The organism is Paenibacillus apiarius (assembly GCF_017052585.1).
GTDB classification, from domain to species: Bacteria; Bacillota; Bacilli; order Paenibacillales; family Paenibacillaceae; genus Paenibacillus_B; species Paenibacillus_B apiarius.
This window is the reverse complement of record NZ_JAFFHZ010000001.1, coordinates 4,696,002-4,714,958: the sequence shown is the minus strand read 5'-3', so window position 1 is coordinate 4,714,958 and position 18,957 is coordinate 4,696,002. Positions and strand designations below refer to the sequence as shown.

The following is an 18,957-nucleotide window of genomic DNA, read 5'->3' as shown; positions in this document are numbered from 1 at the left end:
CATCTAAGAAGCGATTCGACATCGAATCTATAGATCGTGATAATTGGTCGTAAACGTCTCATATGTAATTTCTTCTTCCGGCGTATTGCGCAATTCAATGATGTAATCGAAGAAATCGTAATTATATCGGGTCTCCTGGACAAAAATGTCCGGATGCTCAATTACTTTGGTGGAAGGCATGTTCATGATTTCGTGAAGAAGCGATTCATGCTTCTCGTTGGAACGTATCGTGCTGACGATGCCGTCAATAATGAAAATGTTGTTCGAGCTCATCTCTTCCTCGGACATTTGACTGCGCACAGTCTGACGCAGCAGCGTGGACGAAACGAAAGACCAACGTTTCATCGCACAGACACTGCCTGCGATAATCGACTCCGTCTTGCCGACACGGGGCATTCCGCGAAGGCCAATCACTTGATGCCCATCTCGTTTGAATATTTCCCCCAAGAAATCGACAAGCAAACCAAGCTCATCCCGGGTGAAGCGAAACGTCTTGCGATCATCGGAATCCCTTTCAATATATCTCCCGTGGCGAACTGCCAAAATATCGACTAATTTGGGCTGACGAAGAGCGGAAACCGTAATATTGCCGACCTTCTTCAACATTTGCCCCATAATCTCAATCTTCTCGTCGTCATCCGTCTGGAGAAGCATGCCGCGAGTCTTATCCTCGACACCATTAATGGTTAGAATATTCACTTCGAGCATACCTAGCAACGATGCGATATCTCCGAGAAGCCCAGGTCGGTTTTTATGTATTTTATATTCCATATACCATTGTTTATATTCCATAACACACACCTCATCCGCGGTAATCCGCCGTTTTTCATTCTACAATAACTGGCACGTAAATTCCACCGGGCAAGATAAAAAATGAAAGAAAAAAACGGCAAGCTTTAACCGTTAGGCGGACAGTATTATTATAGCAGATTGTGAGCATGTATTCATGTGACAACAATGAGATGAAGATGACAGAAAAGAAAGAAAGTTCTATACAGAACTCCCTTTCTTTTTGTTGCTTAGCCATGTTTCGATTAGCCGTTGCGATCGGCCAATTTCACCATCAAGCGGGCAATCGTCTTCCGCTCTTCGTCAGAGCCGACTTCCCACAATTCTTTCAACGTGCGCTCTTGCGGGTTTTGCGGATCCACCTTTTCATCCAAGAACGAGCCGATTTCAAAAGCTAATTTGGAAATGGTCTCTTCTGTCATGCCAATTCCTTTTGCCTGCTTGACGCGCTCGCCAAGAAATTTCTTCCACGTGTCGAAATTTTTGAGTACAGATGACATGAGAACGCCTCCTTGTCGCTTTAATTAATGCGTCAACAGTCGTAATATGTACGTTTGGAACCGGAATTATGCGTACTCATCATAGATAAAAACCTGCCTTGGCAGTAAGATTGACATGAAGCGATTGCGATTTACAGCGCTTACGTTTGCCATCCGCCATTTGGGCTGATGACCTGTCCCGTAATATAACTTGATTCCGGCAAAGCCAGGAAATAGACGAGCGATGCCACTTCTTCCGGAGTGCCGAGACGGCCTAACGGTATATCGTCCTGCAGGGCAACCCGCTCCTCTTTATCCAGATGCTTGACCATGTCCGTCTCGACTGCGCCTGGAGCAACGGCATTGACTGTCACTCCGGAGGGGGCCAGTTCTTTGGCCAATGCCTTCGTGAACGCGTTTACCCCGCCCTTAGCCGTGGAATACATCACTTCGCATGATGCCCCCGTAATTCCCCAAATCGACGACACGTTAATGATGCGACCGTATTTCTGTGAAATCATATGAGGCATAAATCGTTGGGCGCATAAAAACATCCCTTTTAAGTTAATGCTCATGCATTCGTCCCATTCTTCTTCCGTCACATCGCTAACCAAACCATAGTATGCAACACCCGCATTGTTAACAACTACATCCGGCGTGAACCCGAGTTCGTCCAGCTTCGTTTTCATCCGATCGATCTGTTCCCCCGACCGTAAATCGGCTGAAATTGTCATCACCTCGCCGCCATAAGCCAAGCATCGTCTTGCCACTTCGTTGGCGGATTCATGGGACTGCAAATAATGGATGACAACCTTCATCCCGACCGAAGCGAATCGCTCGGCGATGGCCGCGCCAATTCCCCTGCTTGCTCCTGTTATTAACACGGAAGTTTCCGCTAAAGCCTTCATACCTTGTTCTCCCCTTTACATAAATACGAAGAAGGCGTACCCGTTAGGCAGGCACGCCCTCATGTTCTACGGCTGTTCCACGATGGAAACGGCTAACTGGTTCCAATCGAAATGGTCTTGCAGCCGCTGATGAACCTGTTCTAACGTCAGCGCTTCGTATACGGAAATTATATCAAATAAATCCGTATCCCGGAACTTGAACTTTGTGAATTCATTAGCAATTGCTTCAGGCGAATTAAGCATTCGCAGATAGGAACCGATCGCTTTATTGCGAATGCGTTCGAACGACGCCGCTGCAAAGCCTTTCTGCTTCGCTTGCTCAACCAGTTCCTGCACACGTTGCACCAACCTATCCGGATCCTTCGTTTCTCCGCCCATTATCGAGAACGCGTAATCGGGACTGCAGTTGAACTCGCTTCCGAAGGAATCGGTGGTAAGCCCTTCCTCATATAGGGTCTGATTCAACTGCGAGCTGCTGCCCAGCAGCAAGTCCATCATGACTCGCGTTGCAATCTCATACTCCAGCAGCGCTCTGCCTTTCAGGCCCGGACGGGGTTCTTTGCATCCGAACAAGCAGCGGGGGATGGACACTGGCAGCTTCGAGACTCGCCGGGCTTCCTGTACCGCTTCGGGCTCCGATTCGAAAATACGGTCGATTGCTCCTTGGGGCTCGAACTCCTTCCGCGATTGATTGCGGCGCACTAAATCAAAAATGGCCTGTTCGTTCACACCGCCAACGACGAACAACAGCATGTTGGTCGGATGATAAAAGGTGTGGTAACACGTATATAGCGTCTCCTTCGTAATCGTGCCGATGGATTCGACCGTACCGGCAATATCGATGTGCACCGGATGAATCTGATACATAGCCTCGATAAGACCGAAGTAGGACCGCCATGCCGGATTGTCCCGATACATATTGATTTCCTGCGCGATGATCCCTTTTTCCTTCTCTACGTTCTCATCCGTAAAATATGGTCTTTGCACAAAATCAATCAATGTTTCCAGACTTTCCTCGACTTTGGCAGTGGATGAAAACAAATATACGGTACGGTCAAAGGTTGTGAATGCGTTTGCGGAAGCGCCCTGCTGGGCAAAGGTTGCAAAAATATCGCCCTCGGGCTCTTCAAACATTTTATGTTCGAGGAAATGCGCGATACCGTCAGGAACTTGAATCGCGTTCTGTCCGGCAACTTGAAAGTGATTGTCTATCGAGCCGTACTTCGTTGAAAATGTAGCATATGTCTTCTGAAACCCTGGCTTCGGCAAGACGTAGACATCCAGCCCATTATCCATCCGTTCATAATATAACGTTTCTTGCAGCTGGGAATATTGACGTTGTTCCATCGTTAAACCTCCTCCCGATCGCGCAAGAAGTATATCGTGTCCAAATGAAAGGTTTGTGCCGCTTCTTGAATGCGCGACTCATCCGTCTGTTCAATCTCATCGATTAATTGGGCTGTAGAGCGTTCGCGGCCGGATAATACACGGTTAAAATCAAAACCGATCATTTCAAAAGCCGAATCGTCAATTTCACGAAGCTGATTGGCTATCATCGCCTTCGTCTGACTTAGCTCCAAGGATTCTATCTGGCCGGCCTTCATCGCTTCCAGCTGTTCTTTGATGATGACCTGAGCTTTATCGAAGTTTTGGAACTCAATCCCCGATTGAAGCGTGCAAATTGCTTTATGGCCGTCGAAGCGCGATGATGCATAATAAGCGAGACTGTTCTTTTCCCGGACATGAATGAACAGCTTGGAATGCGGATAACCGCCAAGCACTCCGTTGAATAACAAAGCAGCCGGATATCCGTTGTCCGCATAGGTAATGGTGGAGCGAAGCCCCATGTTAAGCTTCCCTTGACTGACGTCCAGACGTTCGATTACGGTGTTCGGTTCTGTGGTCCGGGGAACGGGAATGGAACGCGCATAAGGCGTTTCGCCCGTCCGGTTCAAATCGAAGGAATCGTTGATGTATCGTTCTACTTCCTCAAGGGTCGTATCGCCTACGACATACACATCAATCGCGGCATGCTCGAGCCACCACCGGTATTTATCGTGCAGCGATTGAGCATCGATGCCGTCCAAATCTTGGCGATTGCCGAGCGCATGAAGCCGGTACGGCTCATCCTTGCACATTTCCTCAATGCAGCGCTCTGCCGCGTATCTTATCTTGTCGTTCACGATTGATTCAATGCGCTGGCGCAGCGTCTCTTTCTCCTCAGTCACATACTTGCTGCGGAAGACTCCTTCCTCGGTGACAGGCGCCGTCATGACATCGCCTATAAATTGAAACGCCTGACCGAGCAAGGAATCTGCAGAACGGACGAAGGTATCGTTAATCACGTCCATACGGAACTGTACGATTTGATAATCGCCTCGCTTGTATACATCGAAGCCAAATCCTGCGCCATACATTTCGTCCAGCCGCTCGCGAAAGCGAATCGTTTCCGGGTAAGAAGCCGTCCCCCGCCGGAGCACAAATGGCGTCAATGCAATCGGGGTAACCGTTTCTTCCGACAGCGGTATCCCTGCATATACGGAGATTGCGAACGTTTTGAAGCGATTCGTCGGCATAACGTGAACCCGTATGCCTTTGACATTGCCTCGTTCAAAAGTAGGTTTGCTCACGAGTGTTTACCTCTTTTCTTCCGTGTCCCCTGCACGGCTATTGTCATGCATCTTGCATCTTATATTCGATGTTTAACCATAGTATACCTGCTGTATCCCGAATAGCGAAATTGTGCTTTCATTTAAAAACAAAGAAGCGAACGGTCGAGCCATGACCATTGCTTCTTCGTTCCGAGCGCTACATACAGAATATGTGTTTCCCAATCGTTTTTACTTGAGTCCGCGTCCAAATCCACTTGGATGTGGCGGTTACCGGGTTGAAGTAATACAGGCAGCCGCCGCTCGGATCCCATCCTTCGATCGCATCCTGTACAGCTTGGCGCGCCCGTTCATTAGGCGTCAACCAGATTTGGCCATCTGCTACGGCCGTAAATGCGCCCGGTTGAAATATAACGCCCGATACCGTATTCGGAAAGCTGGGTGATTTTACTCGGTTAAGAATGACAGCGGCCACAGCCACCTGGCCTTCGTATGGTTCGCCGCGAGCCTCTCCAAAGACTGCATTGGCCATCAGCTTCAAATCATTTTCGGAAAATCCACGATTGTTGGAGCCGCTGACAGTGTTCTTTGGCTTTGAGGTGCCCGCCTTATTCTCTGCAGCTCCCGGCTTCCAATTTTTCGTTGCATTGTACAGCTTCACTTTCGTCTTCGAACCGACAACGCCGTCTGCTTTCATGCCGAATTTCCATTGGAACCATTTTACCGATTCGAGCGTGGCGCTTCCGAACACACCATCCACTTTACCGTCATAATAGCCTAAAAACTTCAACCGTCCTTGCAACTCATTTACGTCTTGCCCCGTTGATCCGTGCTTTATCGTTGCATTGCTGAAAGTGGCAGCGGAATCTGTCATATGCTTGTACTGATATGCGCCGAACAGCGCGAACACCATACAGATCGTAATCCAAATCATGCGTTTTCTCATGGCCTAACGTCTACCTCTCTCTTGTGATTTTGACAGGATTGGCAACTTTATTATGAGAAAACGAAGTAACTTCTATTCACATGGAACGAGATCTGAGTATTGCTATGCTTCATCTTGAACGTATAGTTCATATTAGGCTTGATGCGGCTGACGACGGGATTCGCGTCAGCCGTCCCTCTCCCCATTCTCCCTGAAACAAAAAAAGGACGCCGAAGCGTCCTTTTCAAACATTACGATGATATTTTGTTCTGTTGATATTGCTCTAGCGTCAAAAGCACTTCGCGCGGGCGGCTCCCTTCGTGAGGTCCGATGATGCCCTGCATATGCATATGATCAATCAACCGGCTTGCCCGATTGTATCCGATACGCATGCGGCGCTGAAGCAAAGACGCAGAAGCCTGCTGCGCTTCAAGCACCATTTGAATGGCCTGCTCGTACAGCTCATCGACCGGCTGGTCTGCCGCAAGTCCGTTTTCGTCAATCTCCGGAACCAAGTCATCGTTATATTCGGCTTGGCCTTGTCCGCTTACGAAGGAAACGACCGATTCCACCTCTTGGTCGGACAAGAACGCGCCTTGCACGCGAATCGGCTTGGAGGAGCCCATCGGCAGGAAGAGCATGTCGCCGCGGCCCAGCAGCTTCTCTGCCCCTGCCATATCGAGAATGGTGCGCGAGTCTACTTGAGAGGATACGCCAAATGCTATCCGTGACGGGATATTCGCCTTAATAACTCCCGTAATGACGTCAACCGAAGGACGTTGTGTCGCGATTATTAAATGAATGCCTGCTGCGCGGGCCATTTGCGCCAATCGGCATATCGCGTCTTCGACATCATTGGCGGCGACCATCATCAAGTCTGCCAGCTCATCGACGATAATGACGATGTACGGCAGAACTTTCTCCGGTTCTTCGGCGACAAGCTTGTTGTATCCTTCAATATTCCGTGTGCCCGACTTCGAGAACAACTCGTAACGCTTTTCCATCTCCACCACGATCTTCTTCAGCGCCAGCGATGCCCGCCGAGGATCCGTCACGACCGGTGCCAACAGATGGGGAATGCCGTTATACACATTTAACTCGACCATTTTCGGATCCACCATCAGAAACTTGACTTCGTCCGGCTTGGCCTTGTACAGAATACTCGTAATGATCCCGTTGATACATACCGATTTCCCTGAACCTGTAGCGCCAGCAACGAGCAAGTGAGGCATGCGGGCCAAGTTGCCGACGATCGGAGTGCCCGATATATCGCGGCCTAGAGCAATTGACAATCGCGAGGCAGCCTCAAGGAATGTTGGCGTCTCCATTACTTCACGCATCGTGACTGTAGAGACTTCATTGTTCGGCACCTCGATGCCGATGGCCGATTTCCCCGGTATCGGCGCCTCCATCCGAATATCCTTCGCAGCAAGCGCAAGTGCGATGTCATCGGACAAACTTACAATCCGACTTACCTTGACGCCGATATCAGGCTGAATCTCATAGCGCGTCACCGCAGGCCCGCGAACGACTTCCAATACTTTTGCCCTTACTCCGAAGCTCTCCAGTGTCGCCTCAAGCTTGCGGGCCGTCTGCATGAAATCGGCTTGATCCCCGCCTTTGGCACTGTTCGGCTGTTTGCTCAGCAAATTGAACGATGGCATTTTATACGGCTTAACTGGTGGAGGCGGAGGCTTAATCAATGCCGGTTCAGCCGCTATCCCTTCCGCTCCATCGGGAGCTTGGACCAATTCAGGGTCCAAGCCTGCATGAGCGGAGTCGCCGCCACCTTGATGAGCAAGAGCCCCAGGAACCGCTTCCTCCCAATCATCCTCGGTATCGTCGTGCTTCCAAGGCGCTTGGCCTGCAGCGGGAACATGCTCTGGCAGTTGGTCTTCCTGATCATCCCATCCCGGTTCGGCCGCTTGCGCCGTGAAATCTCGGAACCGGGGCGCTTCACTCACGGCCGCATCCAGATCGCCATGTCCATGTCCATTCTGCAGCTCACTTGAAGCCTTCGCGGCTGTAGCAGTCACTGCCGCATTTATAATCGGGCCGTCATCCTCATCATCGGCATCACTTAACCGTGCCGCTTTCGCTCTGCCTTTGAAGATTGCACTTTCACCGTATTCCTCATCCTCATCTGCATTTTCGGCTGCACGTTTGCGGCTGAACAATTGCATAAAGATTGGCATCTTGGGGATTCGGCGCGGAGGACCATCTTCATCCTCCTCGTCGTCAAGGGAATCCGGCAGCATATATTCCTTAACGGGATGCTTAGCCGCGGCCCGTTGTTGTTTGCCATCCTGCAGCTTGCGCTCATTCAAGCGCGCCTTACGCTTCTTCTTCATCACTGCGGCTAACTTCTTAATCTGGGACCGCAAGAGACGAACCAGTTCGACATAAGAAAGCTGCGTGGCCAGCATAAATCCGATAAACAGCAATACAATGGTGAGAAGCTTGCTGCCAAGGCTTCCGAACAGCATGAACAAAGCGCAATAGAGCACAGCGCCAACGTATCCGCCGCTTATGTCCTTTTGCAGCATCGTTCCTGCCGTTCCCGTCTCCTGGGCCTGCAGCAGTTCTGCTTTCAACGTCTTATGTATGTCTTGAAATATAAATCCCACCCCAACCTCATCGGCGACAGGCAAAATTCGCTGCTCGACAGCGTGAACGGTGCTGATCATCGTAAGTGCCAATATGATGCAGACCATCCCTGTCTTGCGCGGATTCCATCCCTTGGGCCAATTGCGTTTAATCATCACCGCCAAGCCGATATATATGAACGTAAGCGGAATAATGAAATACCACTTTCCTAATAGCAATCCCGAAATCTTGGATAATGATCGCCCGAAAGCAGCCCCGCCAGACAATGCTATGACGGAACACGTAATAAGCAAAATACCGTATATTTCGTATTTCAGGCTTTTGCTAAAGGATTGCTTCTTTTTTTTTCTGCGGGCCAAATACAGTCACCTCCATTTGTACATTATAGCACAGAACAACCGTTCTTCCTATTGCCATTCCAAAGAGAAAAAGCACGCTTCCCTCTTTAGAGGGGCGTGCTCTCATTCGCAAACAATAGGTTAGCGCAGCGATAAAACAGTGCCGGGGGCAAAACACGGAAGCAAAAAATCATGCAGTTCGCGGCCCTGCAGTAACCTTTCGATGCGGACGGTCGTCAAGTCGATTTGCTCCACCAGCAAAGTGCGCCCCTGCCATTCCATTTCCATGAATTTCGGCTCTTTATCATACCCATTCAACACTTGTTCCATTGGCATAACGGTATAGAGCATCATCCTTGGCCTCCTCCGATCGGCGGAGCACCCGGAGGCGCTTGAACTGGATTCGCACCGGGATTTACAACACTCCCGTTCCCATTGTTTGCATTCGGGTTTATGCTCGGATTGTTGCTCGGACTGGACCTTTTCTCGTCAATCATTCGATTCAACCGCTCCAATGCCAACCCAATCCCTCCCACCTCATCGATGAGTCCGTAACGAACCGCGTCAACTCCGATTACGGTCGTTCCGATATCGCGAGTGAGCTCGCCTGTCGTAAACATAAGCTCTTTAAATTTCTGCTCGGATACGCGTGAATGAGTCGTCACAAAGCGTACCACGCGCTCTTGCATCTTGTCTAAATATTCGAACGTTTGCGGCACGCCGATCACAAGCCCAGTCAGACGTATCGGGTGTATCGTCATCGTAGCCGTCTCTGCGATAAGACTGACATTGGATGATACGGCGATCGGCACGCCGATGCTGTGTCCGCCTCCAAGCACTAGCGTCACGGTAGGCTTAGACATCGATGAGACCATCTCCGCAATAGCCAGACCGGCTTCCACGTCGCCGCCGACCGTATTTAAAATGATGAGCACGCCCTCAATCTTCGAGTTCTGCTCAGCCGCAACCAGCTGGGGTATGACATGCTCATATTTCGTAGTCTTATTTTGCGGGGGAAGCACGATGTGCCCTTCGATTTGTCCGATAATATTTAAGCAATAAATGTTGGATTCCCCCGGAGTTGGAGTCGAAGCTGTCCCCAACTGCTGAATCGTCTCCACGGTAGGCGGGCCTTTCGGCGCTTGCGTTTCTGGGGGAACCTCATTTTGTTGTTGTGTAAACGAAAACGGAAGCCCGTTATGATCTGACATCACTATTCCCTCCGATCTAACTTTTGCGAATCTGTCATAGGTTGCACATTTGAGGGAATCGTTATGCTTTTCGGACATCATTAATGCAAAAAAACTGCCATTCCGTCCCCAAGGGCAGAAATGGCAGCCTTTTGTATTTCTTTCACGGTTCATGTGGGCAAGGACGAGAATGACTGGTGACTGGGATTCTCGCCCCACGCTCCTACACTTCCATGATAATTGGAAGAATCATTGGACGTCGGCGCGTCTGCTCGTACAAGAATCGGCCAAGCGCATCCTTCACGTTTGTTTTTAGCGATGCCCACTCATTCACTTTCTCGCTCATCAACTTGTGCAATGTCGATGTCACGATGCGATTGGCTTCATCAAGCAACCCTTCCGATTCACGAACATATACGAATCCGCGCGAAATGATATCCGGTCCTGACAGAATCGTGCCGTCTTGCTTGCTGAGCGTAACAACGACGACCAAAATCCCGTCCTGCGACAACAGCTTGCGGTCACGCAAGACGATGTTGCCGACATCTCCGACTCCAAGGCCGTCAATGAGGACATAACCGGATGGCACCTTGGAGCCTCGGCGTGCTACACCGTTCTGAATCTCAACCGTATCTCCGATATCGGTAATAAAAATATTTTCAGGTTCAATTCCGACCGCTTCGGCAAGCGCAGCATGTTGACGAAGCATGCGATATTCACCGTGGATTGGAATAAAGTATTTCGGGCGAATCAAGTTCAGCATCAGCTTCAGTTCTTCCTGACTGCCGTGTCCCGATACGTGAACACCCGATCTCATGCCACCGTAGATTACGTTTGCTCCTAGACGGGACAATTCATCTACTGTGCGACCCACATATTTCTCATTGCCTGGAATTGGCGTTGCTGCAATGACAACTGTATCTCCCGGTAAAATATCTACCTTGCGGTGCGTGGAACGAGCCATGCGCGTCAGCGCAGACATCGGTTCCCCCTGAGATCCGGTAGATAAAATAACGACACGGTCTGCCGCCATCTTATTCACTTCTTCCGGTTCAATCAACATGCCATCCGGGATATGTAAATATCCTAGTTCCGATGCGATAGTGACGACGTTCACCATGCTTCGGCCGATGACCGTCAGCTTGCGATTGGTTGCATGAGCCGCTTCAATGACTTGTTGTATGCGGTGAATGTTTGAAGCGAATGTGGCAACCACCACGCGCTGTTCCGCTTTTCTGAAAATATCTTCCAATGCAATGCCTACACTGCTTTCCGACGGTGTAAAGCCAGGGCGTTCCGCGTTCGTGCTGTCAGAGAGCAGAGCAAGTACGCCACGCTGTCCAATTTCCGCCATCCGATGCAAGTCCGCATATTGCGCATTTACTGGCGAGTGATCAAATTTAAAGTCTCCTGTATGAACCACGGCGCCTTCCGGCGTGTCTAAGCAGACGCCGACCGAATCCGGAATGGAGTGATTCGTCTTAAAGAAGCTGGCGCGGATGGATCCGAGCTGAACTTCCGAATCCGCCGTGATAAGAATGCGTTTCGTCTCACCAAGCAGATTGGCTTCACGTAGTTTGCTCTCTATCAATCCGAGCGTAAGTCGTGTTCCGTAAACAGGAACGTTCAAATGTTTCAATACATATGGCAAACCGCCAATGTGGTCTTCATGTCCGTGCGTAATCAGAATCCCTCTTACTTTATCTCGGTTCTCCGTCAGGTATGAAATATCCGGGATGACAATATCTATTCCGAGCATGTCTTCTTCTGGAAACTTCAACCCTGCGTCAATGACGACGATATCGTTACCATACTGAACGACGTACATATTTTTTCCGATTTCGCCTACGCCGCCCAATGCGAAGATGGACAATTTATCAACGTTGTTTTTCTTCGACAAGTGGATCTTAACCTCCTATATTCAGTTGGCCGTCGTACCAATGAATTTCTTTCTTTTTTGAATAAAAAATATACCGCACCCAGTCACTTGATTCTCATTATACATGAACAAAAGTAAAAAACACAAGTCGGCGTTTGTTACGTATATTGTTGCCGAAAACAAAGAAACCGATGCTTCGAAATCGCATCGGTCTCTAACTATGTTCGCTTGGACAGCCTGTTTAGCATAAAAATCCGTGTGCAGAACGGGAGCTGTTTGGTCTCTGCAACGCATTAATCAATAGACTCGACCAGTTGACGCACGAATGCCGCTTCGCTTTCAGTAGGCTCAACTAACGGCAAGCGTACGCCGCCAACGTCAAATCCTTTGAGCTGCAAAGCATATTTGACGGGAACCGGATTGGGAAATTCGAATAAGCCTTTAAATACGGGATACAGCTTTTGGTGAAGCCGCGCGGCTTCACCAGGCTGCCCAGCCAAATACAACTCGATCATTTTCTTCATCTGCGCGCCAATCAAATGACTAGCGACGCTAATAATTCCATAGCCGCCCACCGCAAGCAAAGGCAAGGTCATGGGATCATCGCCGCTGTACACCCGGAACGATTCCGGAGCGCATGCTGCAAGCTGTGACATCTGATCGACACTGGCGCACTCTTTCGTCGCCACGATATTCGGTATTTCGGCAAGACGAAGCGTCGTCTCCACCGACAAGCTTGCCACTGTGCGGCCCGGCACATTGTACACAATGACCGGAAGCGGCGTAGAGTCAGCAATCGCTTTGAAATGGCGGTATAATCCTTCTTGACTCGGTTTGTTGTAGTATGGCACGACCGCAAGTATTCCGTCGACGCCAGCCTCTTCGGCCAGCTTCGTCATATGAATGGAATGCGCAGTGTTGTTGCTTCCGGTGCCTGCAATGATACGGGCGCGTCCGTTCGCTTTTTCCACGGAATAACGAAACAGCGCCAGTTTCTCCTCGTCGGTTAACGTAGGTGATTCTCCAGTCGTGCCGCACACGACGAGGCTGTCGTTTTGTTGTTCTTCAATCAAATAATCGATTAATCGTTCTACTTCAGGCCAATGGATGCGGTCGTTCTCGTCGAACGGTGTCACCATGGCCGTAATCATTCTTCCGAAGTCCACAATTGACTCCTCCTCTGGCGGTTTAAATGCTGAAATTCATCGTGCAGAGCCAACTTATCGGTGAAGCTCAAATTTAGCATGCAGCGCACGCAATGCGCGAACCATATCTTCTTTCCGCACGAGCACCCATATCGTTGTATTGGAGTCAGCCGATTGCAGAATCTGAATCTCTTGTTCCGTCAAGGCTTCAACGATATGAGCCATAATACCCGGAACCCCATTGATGCCTCCTCCGATAATCGAAACCTTCGCACACCCTGACAATGACCTTGGAGCATACCCCATCTCATCCAACACGTGCAGGGCGCGTGGCGCATCGTTGTCGAATACCGTATAAACTGCTCCCGAAGGGGTAACATTAATAAAATCAACGCTAATTTGATTTTGAGCCATTGCTTTGAACACTTGAAGTTGTAAATCATAAGCCCCTTCCCGGGCTTCCACCGTAATTTGCGTTACGTTGCTTACGTATGCGATCCCAGTCACAAAGCGATCAACGATACCCGTCTCGATATCACGAAAGCCTTCCGGATGCGTAACAAGCGTTCCCTCGTCGTCACTGAAAGTGGAACGCACACGGACAGGCACTTGAGCTTGCATTGCAATCTCGACGGCGCGCGGGTGAATAACCTTCGCCCCATGATGCGCCATATTGCATATCTCGGCATAGCTAACGACCGTAAGCGGCTTTGCATCTTCCACCAGCCGGGGGTCTGCCGTTAAAATACCGTTCACATCGGTATAAATATCGACAATTTCCGCATGCAATGCCGCGCCCAGCGCCGTTGCGGAAGTATCGCTGCCGCCACGGCCAAGCGTTGTGAAGTCGCCGTCTTCCGTCTGTCCTTGAAAACCGGTCACGATAACAACCTCGGCCTCCTTCCACGCGTCAATGACGCGTTCCGGACGAACATCCACAATTCGAGCATTGCCGTAATGATTGTCGGTTTTAAATCCCGCTTGCGCCCCAGTAAGGACAGTCGCGGTAATTCCTGCATTTTGCAGCAAGCTGCAAAGCGTTGTCGCGGATATAATTTCACCACAGCACAGCAGTAAATCCTTCTCGCGAGCGGGCAAATTGTCTCCGTTTTGACCGATCCAATCTAGCAGCGTATCGGTTGCGTATGGTTCTCCCCGTCTCCCCATAGCCGACACGACAACCGCCAGACGGTATCCCTGAGCCAATTCACGACGTATATGGTGAATGACGCGGTCCCTGGCTTCTGCGGAAGACAAGGAAGTTCCGCCAAATTTTTGAACTAAAATGCGCATTGTAATTCCTCCAACTTATGAAGACTGAACGGCAGAAACATCGTTAGCTAAAGAAAACCTAGCTTGCCAGCTGGCATGAGAAAACCTCTATCGCAGCTTTACTAAAGTTAGAGGCCGCGTTTAGAGGTAGGTTTTATCGCCTTAAGGAATGTTGATTTTGCTTTAGCTGTTCACCGAAGTCAAACGTTCGTTAATGGTGAATAGCAAGAGCGGCTTGCTGTCTTACTGCCGCTCCGCAGCGATGTATTCTGCGATTTGAACCGCGTTCCATGCAGCGCCTTTCATTAAGTTGTCTGATACGACCCACATGTTAAGGGCGCGTGGCTCATACAAATCACGGCGTAAGCGTCCGACAAATACGTCTGGTTTACCGGCAGATTCTGTAGCCAACGGGTATTGCTGAGATTCAGGATCATCCACCAAAGTCAAGCCTGGGGCGTCCGCGAGCATTTGACGGACTTCATCCATTTGGAAATCTTCTTTCAATTCAACATATAGGGATTCAGAGTGTCCGCTAACGACTGGAATTCGAACGCAAGTAGCCGTTAGTTGAATGTCTTCATCGTCCAGAATCTTCTTCGTTTCACGGATCATTTTCATTTCTTCCAGCGTAAAGCCGTTATCCTGAAACTTATCGATTTGCGGAATGGCATTAAATGCGATCTGATGCTTCACCGGAAGCGAACCGACCGGCAAAATATCCGGATTCACATCCGTTCCTTCCAACGCCGCTTTCGTCTGACGAAGCAGTTCGTCAATCGCGCGGCTTCCCGCTCCGGATACCGCTTGATAAGTGGATACAATCACTTTGGAGATTCCATAACGATCATACAGCGGCTTCAAAGCTGCCACCATCTGAATGGTAGAGCAATTCGGGTTCGCGATAATACCTTGATGTTCTTTAACCTTCTCGATGTTCACTTCAGGAACGACAAGCGGCGTATCCGGATCCATACGGAAGGCGTTGGTATTATCTATGCAGACTGCACCTCGTTCGACTGCCGCCGCAGCTAACGCTTTACTGACGTCGCCGCCGGCGCTGAACAATGCGATATCGACTCCTTCAAAGCTTTCCGGCTTCGCTTCCTCAACGGCAAACTCTTGACCGTTAAACGAAAGCTTCGTGCCGGCGGAACGAGCCGATGACAACAATTTCAGTGTGTTGACCGGAAATTGGCGTTGTTCCAGCAGCTTGACAATCTGTCCCCCTACTGCGCCTGTTGCGCCCACTACAGCAACATTAAACCGCTTCTGATTCGTCATATGTGTTTCTCCCCTCTGTCCCATCAATCTAAGCCCCTTTTAATCACGCTTATCGGTGTTGAAAAGGGGCCTTTTTTGAAATAAGCATTTATATTATATTATGCGTAATTAGCTATGTTGTCTATTGAAATCGCTCAATAAGGAGCGGCTGGATCTGCCTTCCTTCCATAGCCGCAAGACACGCTTCCGGAACCAATTCCATGCGTGCCACGAGGGAATTCGGCTTCTGTGCCGGATTGTCTTGACCGAACGGCACGAAATAAATGTGCTTGGCGACTAACAATCTGGCGATATTGGCTGCGTTCAATCCAAGTCCGTCATTCGTCGAAATCGCCACAACTAACGGACGCTGATTGCGCATCTGCGCCTTGGCCGCCATCAAGACGGGACTGTCCGTCATCGCATTGGCGAGCTTGCTTGTCGTATTGCCGGTGCACGGCGCAATGACCATCACATCCAATAGCTTGGTCGGGCCAAGCGGCTCGGCTTCTACAATTGTGGAAATGATATCATTCCCCGTAATCTCTTTCAACTGCTGTTGCCAATTATCAGACGTTCCAAAGCGCGTATCCGTTGTCATCACCGTTTGCGATGCAATGGGAATGACGCGCGCTCCGGCGTCGACAAACCGCTGTATCTGCGGCATGACTTCCGCAAATGTGCAATGAGAACCCGTTAATGCATATCCGACCGTCTTCCCCTGAAAGTTCATTGCCCATTCCCCCGATTCCGCATAAACTCGAGAAGCAGCTTCGTTATGCAGTGCGCCAAGATGCGTCCCGCCGACTTCGGAGCAACGATGCCTGGCAAGCCGGGAGCTAACATCGCCTTGACGCCGCGCTTCTCCGCAAAGCGAAAATCAACGCCGCCAGGGAAGGAGGCCAAGTCAATAATAACCGCACGATTAGGTATTTGGGCAATGACCTGCGTTGTGACTATCATAGTCGGTATCGTATTAAAAAGCAAGTCGATATTTGACACCTGCCGGGCTAATTCGCTTAGAAAAAACGGCTTGAAACCCATCTCCGTCGCCCGGGCAAAATGCTCATCCCTGCGCACCCCGATACGAACATTCGCTCCTAATCCAAGCAAAGTGCGTGCCAGCGTAAATCCGGTCCGCCCCATGCCAAGAACGACCGACTCCGAGCCGTGCAGCGTAATATCGGTTTGCTGGATTGCCATCATTACCGCTCCTTCTGCGGTAGGGATGGAATTGTATATCGCTACGTCGTCCCGCTCGAACAATTCGACGAGCGCAATCCGGTATTTCGTGCATAGCTTGCTTAAGTACGGCTTTGCCATCCCCGTAAAAATGACGCAATGCTCCGGTAACGCCGCCATATGTTCTTCGGTTAGCGTCAATTCGTCCGAAGTAAATATCGCATGCACCTTGCCGTTATCGTCAGTGCCTACGGCCGGCAGCATGATGGCGTCGGCAACCTTCAACAGCTCCGGTGTCAAAGGCTGACGTTGGACGCCATGGAACGGGTTCTGGAGCTGGTCAAATCCGACTAGCGTAATGCTGGCGTCGAGTTCGATTAATTTATGGATAATTTCAAGCTGACGTGCGTCCCCACCGATGAACACGACTTGAACTCCGGTTAACATAGTCGCTGTTCACTCCTTTCTGAGCCCAAACGTATATAACATCTTATGCGTGAGCCCATAAAGGGGTGCAGACACAAGTTAATCTGCCTGCAACGAAATCTTCAAACAGGTGCTAGATCAACAAAAAACGCAGCCGCTCCCGGTTAAGAAGCAGACTGCGCTATGATGCCGATTATTTTGTGCCCGTATGTCCGAATCCGCCTTCACCGCGTACGGTATCAGACAATTCATCAACTTCGACTATTCGGATCTGCGGTACGAACTGGAATACCATCTGCGCAATCCGTTCTTTGCGTTCAATGGTGAAATGCTGCTGGCCCACATTCACGAGCAGCACCTTAACCTCGCCGCGGTAATCCGCATCGATCGTGCCGGGAGAATTCAAGCACGTGATGCCCTGCTTATAGGCAAGACCGCTGCGCGGCCGGATTTGCGCCTCCAAATGGGCGGGCATTGCCATCGAGAAGCCTGTCGGAATCAATGCGCGATGTCCCGGCGCCAATGTTATTGGCTCTTCCACAGCTGCATATAAATCAAAGCCAGCTGCTAAATCAGACATTTTCTGTGGCAAAGGAATATCTTCATTTCCGGGTAACCTTTTAATTTGTACTTGATGATCCTGCTGTAACAAGACAATCCCTCCTGAAAGCCGATATTGCACGGTCGCTGGAACCGACCATTGACACCGCGAACGGTTGCGACAGCATGCGCTGCAGCACAAATGAAACATCCTCCATTGTGATCGCTTCGATTCGTGCTATGATTTCATCTAATGTATAATGTTTGCCGAGCATCAATTCATTCTTCCCTAACCGGTTCATGCGGCTTCCGGTGCTTTCCAGGCCCAGAATCAAATTCCCCTTCAACTGTTCCTTACCCTTGCGCAGCTCCTCTTCGGACAAGCCTTGCACGGCTAAATCTCCTAATACCTGCAGCGTCAGATCAAGCACATCCTGCGTCTGCTTCGGAGCAGTTCCCGCGTAGATCGTGAACAGGCCGGTATCCGCATGAGAGGAATGATAAGAATAAACAGCGTATGCCAAACCGCGCTTCTCGCGAATTTCCTGGAACAGATGCGAGCTCATCCCGCCGCCGATAACATTGTTCAGCAATATCATCGCGTATAGCCGCGGGTCGGTCATGGAGCAGCCCGGCAAGCTCAAGCAGATGTGATTCTGCTCGGTCTTCTTCTTATGATAGAGCAATTCGCTGTGAAAGCCCGGAGGCGTAATCGATGAGGACCGATGCGTATTTTCGAAATGGCCGAAATGCTTCTCCAGCAGTTCGACAATCGAATCATCGAAGTTGCCGGCCACGGCGATGACCGTATTTTCGATCGTATAATGCTCCCGCATATATTGACGCAGGTGATCCGGTCCCATCGGGGACAGCCGCTCTTTTGTTCCAAGTATCGGGTAAGCAAGCGGATGTGCTCCGTAAGCCGCGCGCGTGACGAGATCGTGAACCGTATCGTCTGGCGTATCCTCATACATCGCGATCTCTTCCAAGATGACGTTTTTCTCTTTCATCAGTTCTTCTTCGTTCATCGTCGAGCGGAAAAACATATCCGAAAGCACGTCGACCGCGAGCGGCAAATGTTCATCAAGCACCTTCACGTAATAGCATGTATATTCCTTGGAGGTAAACGCATTAACGTTCCCGCCAATCGCATCGAACGAATCCGCTATCGATTTCGCATCGAATCGCTCTGTGCCTTTGAACATCATATGTTCAATAAAATGAGAAATACCGTTGGTCGTTTCATCCTCATGTCGTGAACCCGTCTTTACCCATATACCGAAAGAAACGGAACGGCAGGTCGGTATTTTTTCCATAACGACACGCAGACCGTTACGTAACTGCACTTTCTCCACCGGAAATCCTCCTCATCCGTAATTCTATCCATGCATGCCTATCTAATCCT

General features: G+C 50.0%; 17 protein-coding genes. All 17 read right to left on the bottom strand.

From position 1 onward, the window contains the following. Positions 1 to 27: 27 nt before the first annotated feature. Positions 28 to 792 (bottom strand): DUF3388 domain-containing protein, encoded by a 765-nt coding sequence (locus JSQ80_RS21065; protein ID WP_087432903.1) that lies wholly within the window; start codon positions 790 to 792, stop codon positions 28 to 30. A gap of 242 nt (positions 793 to 1,034) precedes the next feature. After that, positions 1,035 to 1,289 carry a DUF3243 domain-containing protein gene (locus JSQ80_RS21060; protein WP_087432902.1) on the bottom strand — a complete coding sequence of 85 codons (255 nt, stop codon included), beginning with the start codon at positions 1,287 to 1,289 and terminating at the stop codon, positions 1,035 to 1,037. Between the two features lie 140 nt (positions 1,290 to 1,429). Continuing rightward, a complete protein-coding gene (gene ymfI, locus JSQ80_RS21055) occupies positions 1,430 to 2,176 on the bottom strand; it encodes an elongation factor P 5-aminopentanone reductase (RefSeq protein ID WP_087432901.1) in 747 nt (248 codons plus the stop codon). 66 nt (positions 2,177 to 2,242) lie between these two features. Further along, entirely contained in the window at positions 2,243 to 3,523 is a 1,281-nt protein-coding gene (yfmH, locus tag JSQ80_RS21050; protein WP_206096570.1) for an EF-P 5-aminopentanol modification-associated protein YfmH, read from the bottom strand. A 2-nt stretch (positions 3,524 to 3,525) separates the two neighbouring features. Next, positions 3,526 to 4,806 carry an EF-P 5-aminopentanol modification-associated protein YfmF gene (yfmF, locus tag JSQ80_RS21045; RefSeq protein ID WP_206096569.1) on the bottom strand — a complete coding sequence of 427 codons (1,281 nt, stop codon included), beginning with the start codon at positions 4,804 to 4,806 and terminating at the stop codon, positions 3,526 to 3,528. Positions 4,807 to 4,984: 178 nt separating this feature from the next. Continuing rightward, on the bottom strand, positions 4,985 to 5,731 hold the full coding sequence (sleB, locus tag JSQ80_RS21040) for a spore cortex-lytic enzyme (protein WP_206096568.1): 747 nt from the start codon (positions 5,729 to 5,731) through the stop codon (positions 4,985 to 4,987). A gap of 230 nt (positions 5,732 to 5,961) precedes the next feature. Then, complete coding sequence (locus JSQ80_RS21035; RefSeq protein ID WP_206096567.1) at positions 5,962 to 8,676, bottom strand: FtsK/SpoIIIE family DNA translocase; 2,715 nt, start codon at positions 8,674 to 8,676, stop codon at positions 5,962 to 5,964. 120 nt (positions 8,677 to 8,796) lie between these two features. Next, a complete protein-coding gene (locus JSQ80_RS21030; protein ID WP_240463738.1) occupies positions 8,797 to 9,009 on the bottom strand; it encodes a YlzJ-like family protein in 213 nt (70 codons plus the stop codon). Further along, positions 9,006 to 9,866: a ClpP family protease gene (locus JSQ80_RS21025; RefSeq protein ID WP_206096566.1), complete on the bottom strand. Its 861-nt coding sequence runs from the start codon at positions 9,864 to 9,866 to the stop codon at positions 9,006 to 9,008. Before JSQ80_RS21025 ends, JSQ80_RS21030 begins: the two co-directional genes overlap by 4 nt. Positions 9,867 to 10,068: 202 nt before the next feature. Further along, positions 10,069 to 11,745 carry a ribonuclease J gene (locus tag JSQ80_RS21020; protein ID WP_206096565.1) on the bottom strand — a complete coding sequence of 559 codons (1,677 nt, stop codon included), beginning with the start codon at positions 11,743 to 11,745 and terminating at the stop codon, positions 10,069 to 10,071. 272 nt (positions 11,746 to 12,017) lie between these two features. Beyond that, positions 12,018 to 12,890: a 4-hydroxy-tetrahydrodipicolinate synthase gene (dapA, locus tag JSQ80_RS21015; RefSeq protein ID WP_206096564.1), complete on the bottom strand. Its 873-nt coding sequence runs from the start codon at positions 12,888 to 12,890 to the stop codon at positions 12,018 to 12,020. A gap of 54 nt (positions 12,891 to 12,944) precedes the next feature. Further along, positions 12,945 to 14,162, bottom strand: coding sequence for an aspartate kinase (dapG, locus tag JSQ80_RS21010; RefSeq protein WP_087432893.1), 1,218 nt, complete (start codon positions 14,160 to 14,162; stop codon positions 12,945 to 12,947). Positions 14,163 to 14,384: 222 nt separating this feature from the next. Then, positions 14,385 to 15,425: an aspartate-semialdehyde dehydrogenase gene (locus JSQ80_RS21005; protein ID WP_206096563.1), complete on the bottom strand. Its 1,041-nt coding sequence runs from the start codon at positions 15,423 to 15,425 to the stop codon at positions 14,385 to 14,387. 121 nt (positions 15,426 to 15,546) lie between these two features. After that, a complete protein-coding gene (locus JSQ80_RS21000) occupies positions 15,547 to 16,137 on the bottom strand; it encodes a dipicolinate synthase subunit B (protein ID WP_087432891.1) in 591 nt (196 codons plus the stop codon). After that, on the bottom strand, positions 16,134 to 17,033 hold the full coding sequence (gene dpsA / locus JSQ80_RS20995) for a dipicolinate synthase subunit DpsA (RefSeq protein WP_206096562.1): 900 nt from the start codon (positions 17,031 to 17,033) through the stop codon (positions 16,134 to 16,136). Before dpsA ends, JSQ80_RS21000 begins: the two co-directional genes overlap by 4 nt. Before the next feature lie 172 nt (positions 17,034 to 17,205). Continuing rightward, positions 17,206 to 17,664 carry a dUTP diphosphatase gene (dut, locus tag JSQ80_RS20990; protein ID WP_240463737.1) on the bottom strand — a complete coding sequence of 153 codons (459 nt, stop codon included), beginning with the start codon at positions 17,662 to 17,664 and terminating at the stop codon, positions 17,206 to 17,208. Further along, positions 17,633 to 18,907, bottom strand: a complete 1,275-nt coding sequence (locus tag JSQ80_RS20985) for a M16 family metallopeptidase (RefSeq protein WP_336245795.1) — start codon at positions 18,905 to 18,907, stop codon at positions 17,633 to 17,635. Before JSQ80_RS20985 ends, dut begins: the two co-directional genes overlap by 32 nt. Positions 18,908 to 18,957: the final 50 nt, after the last annotated feature.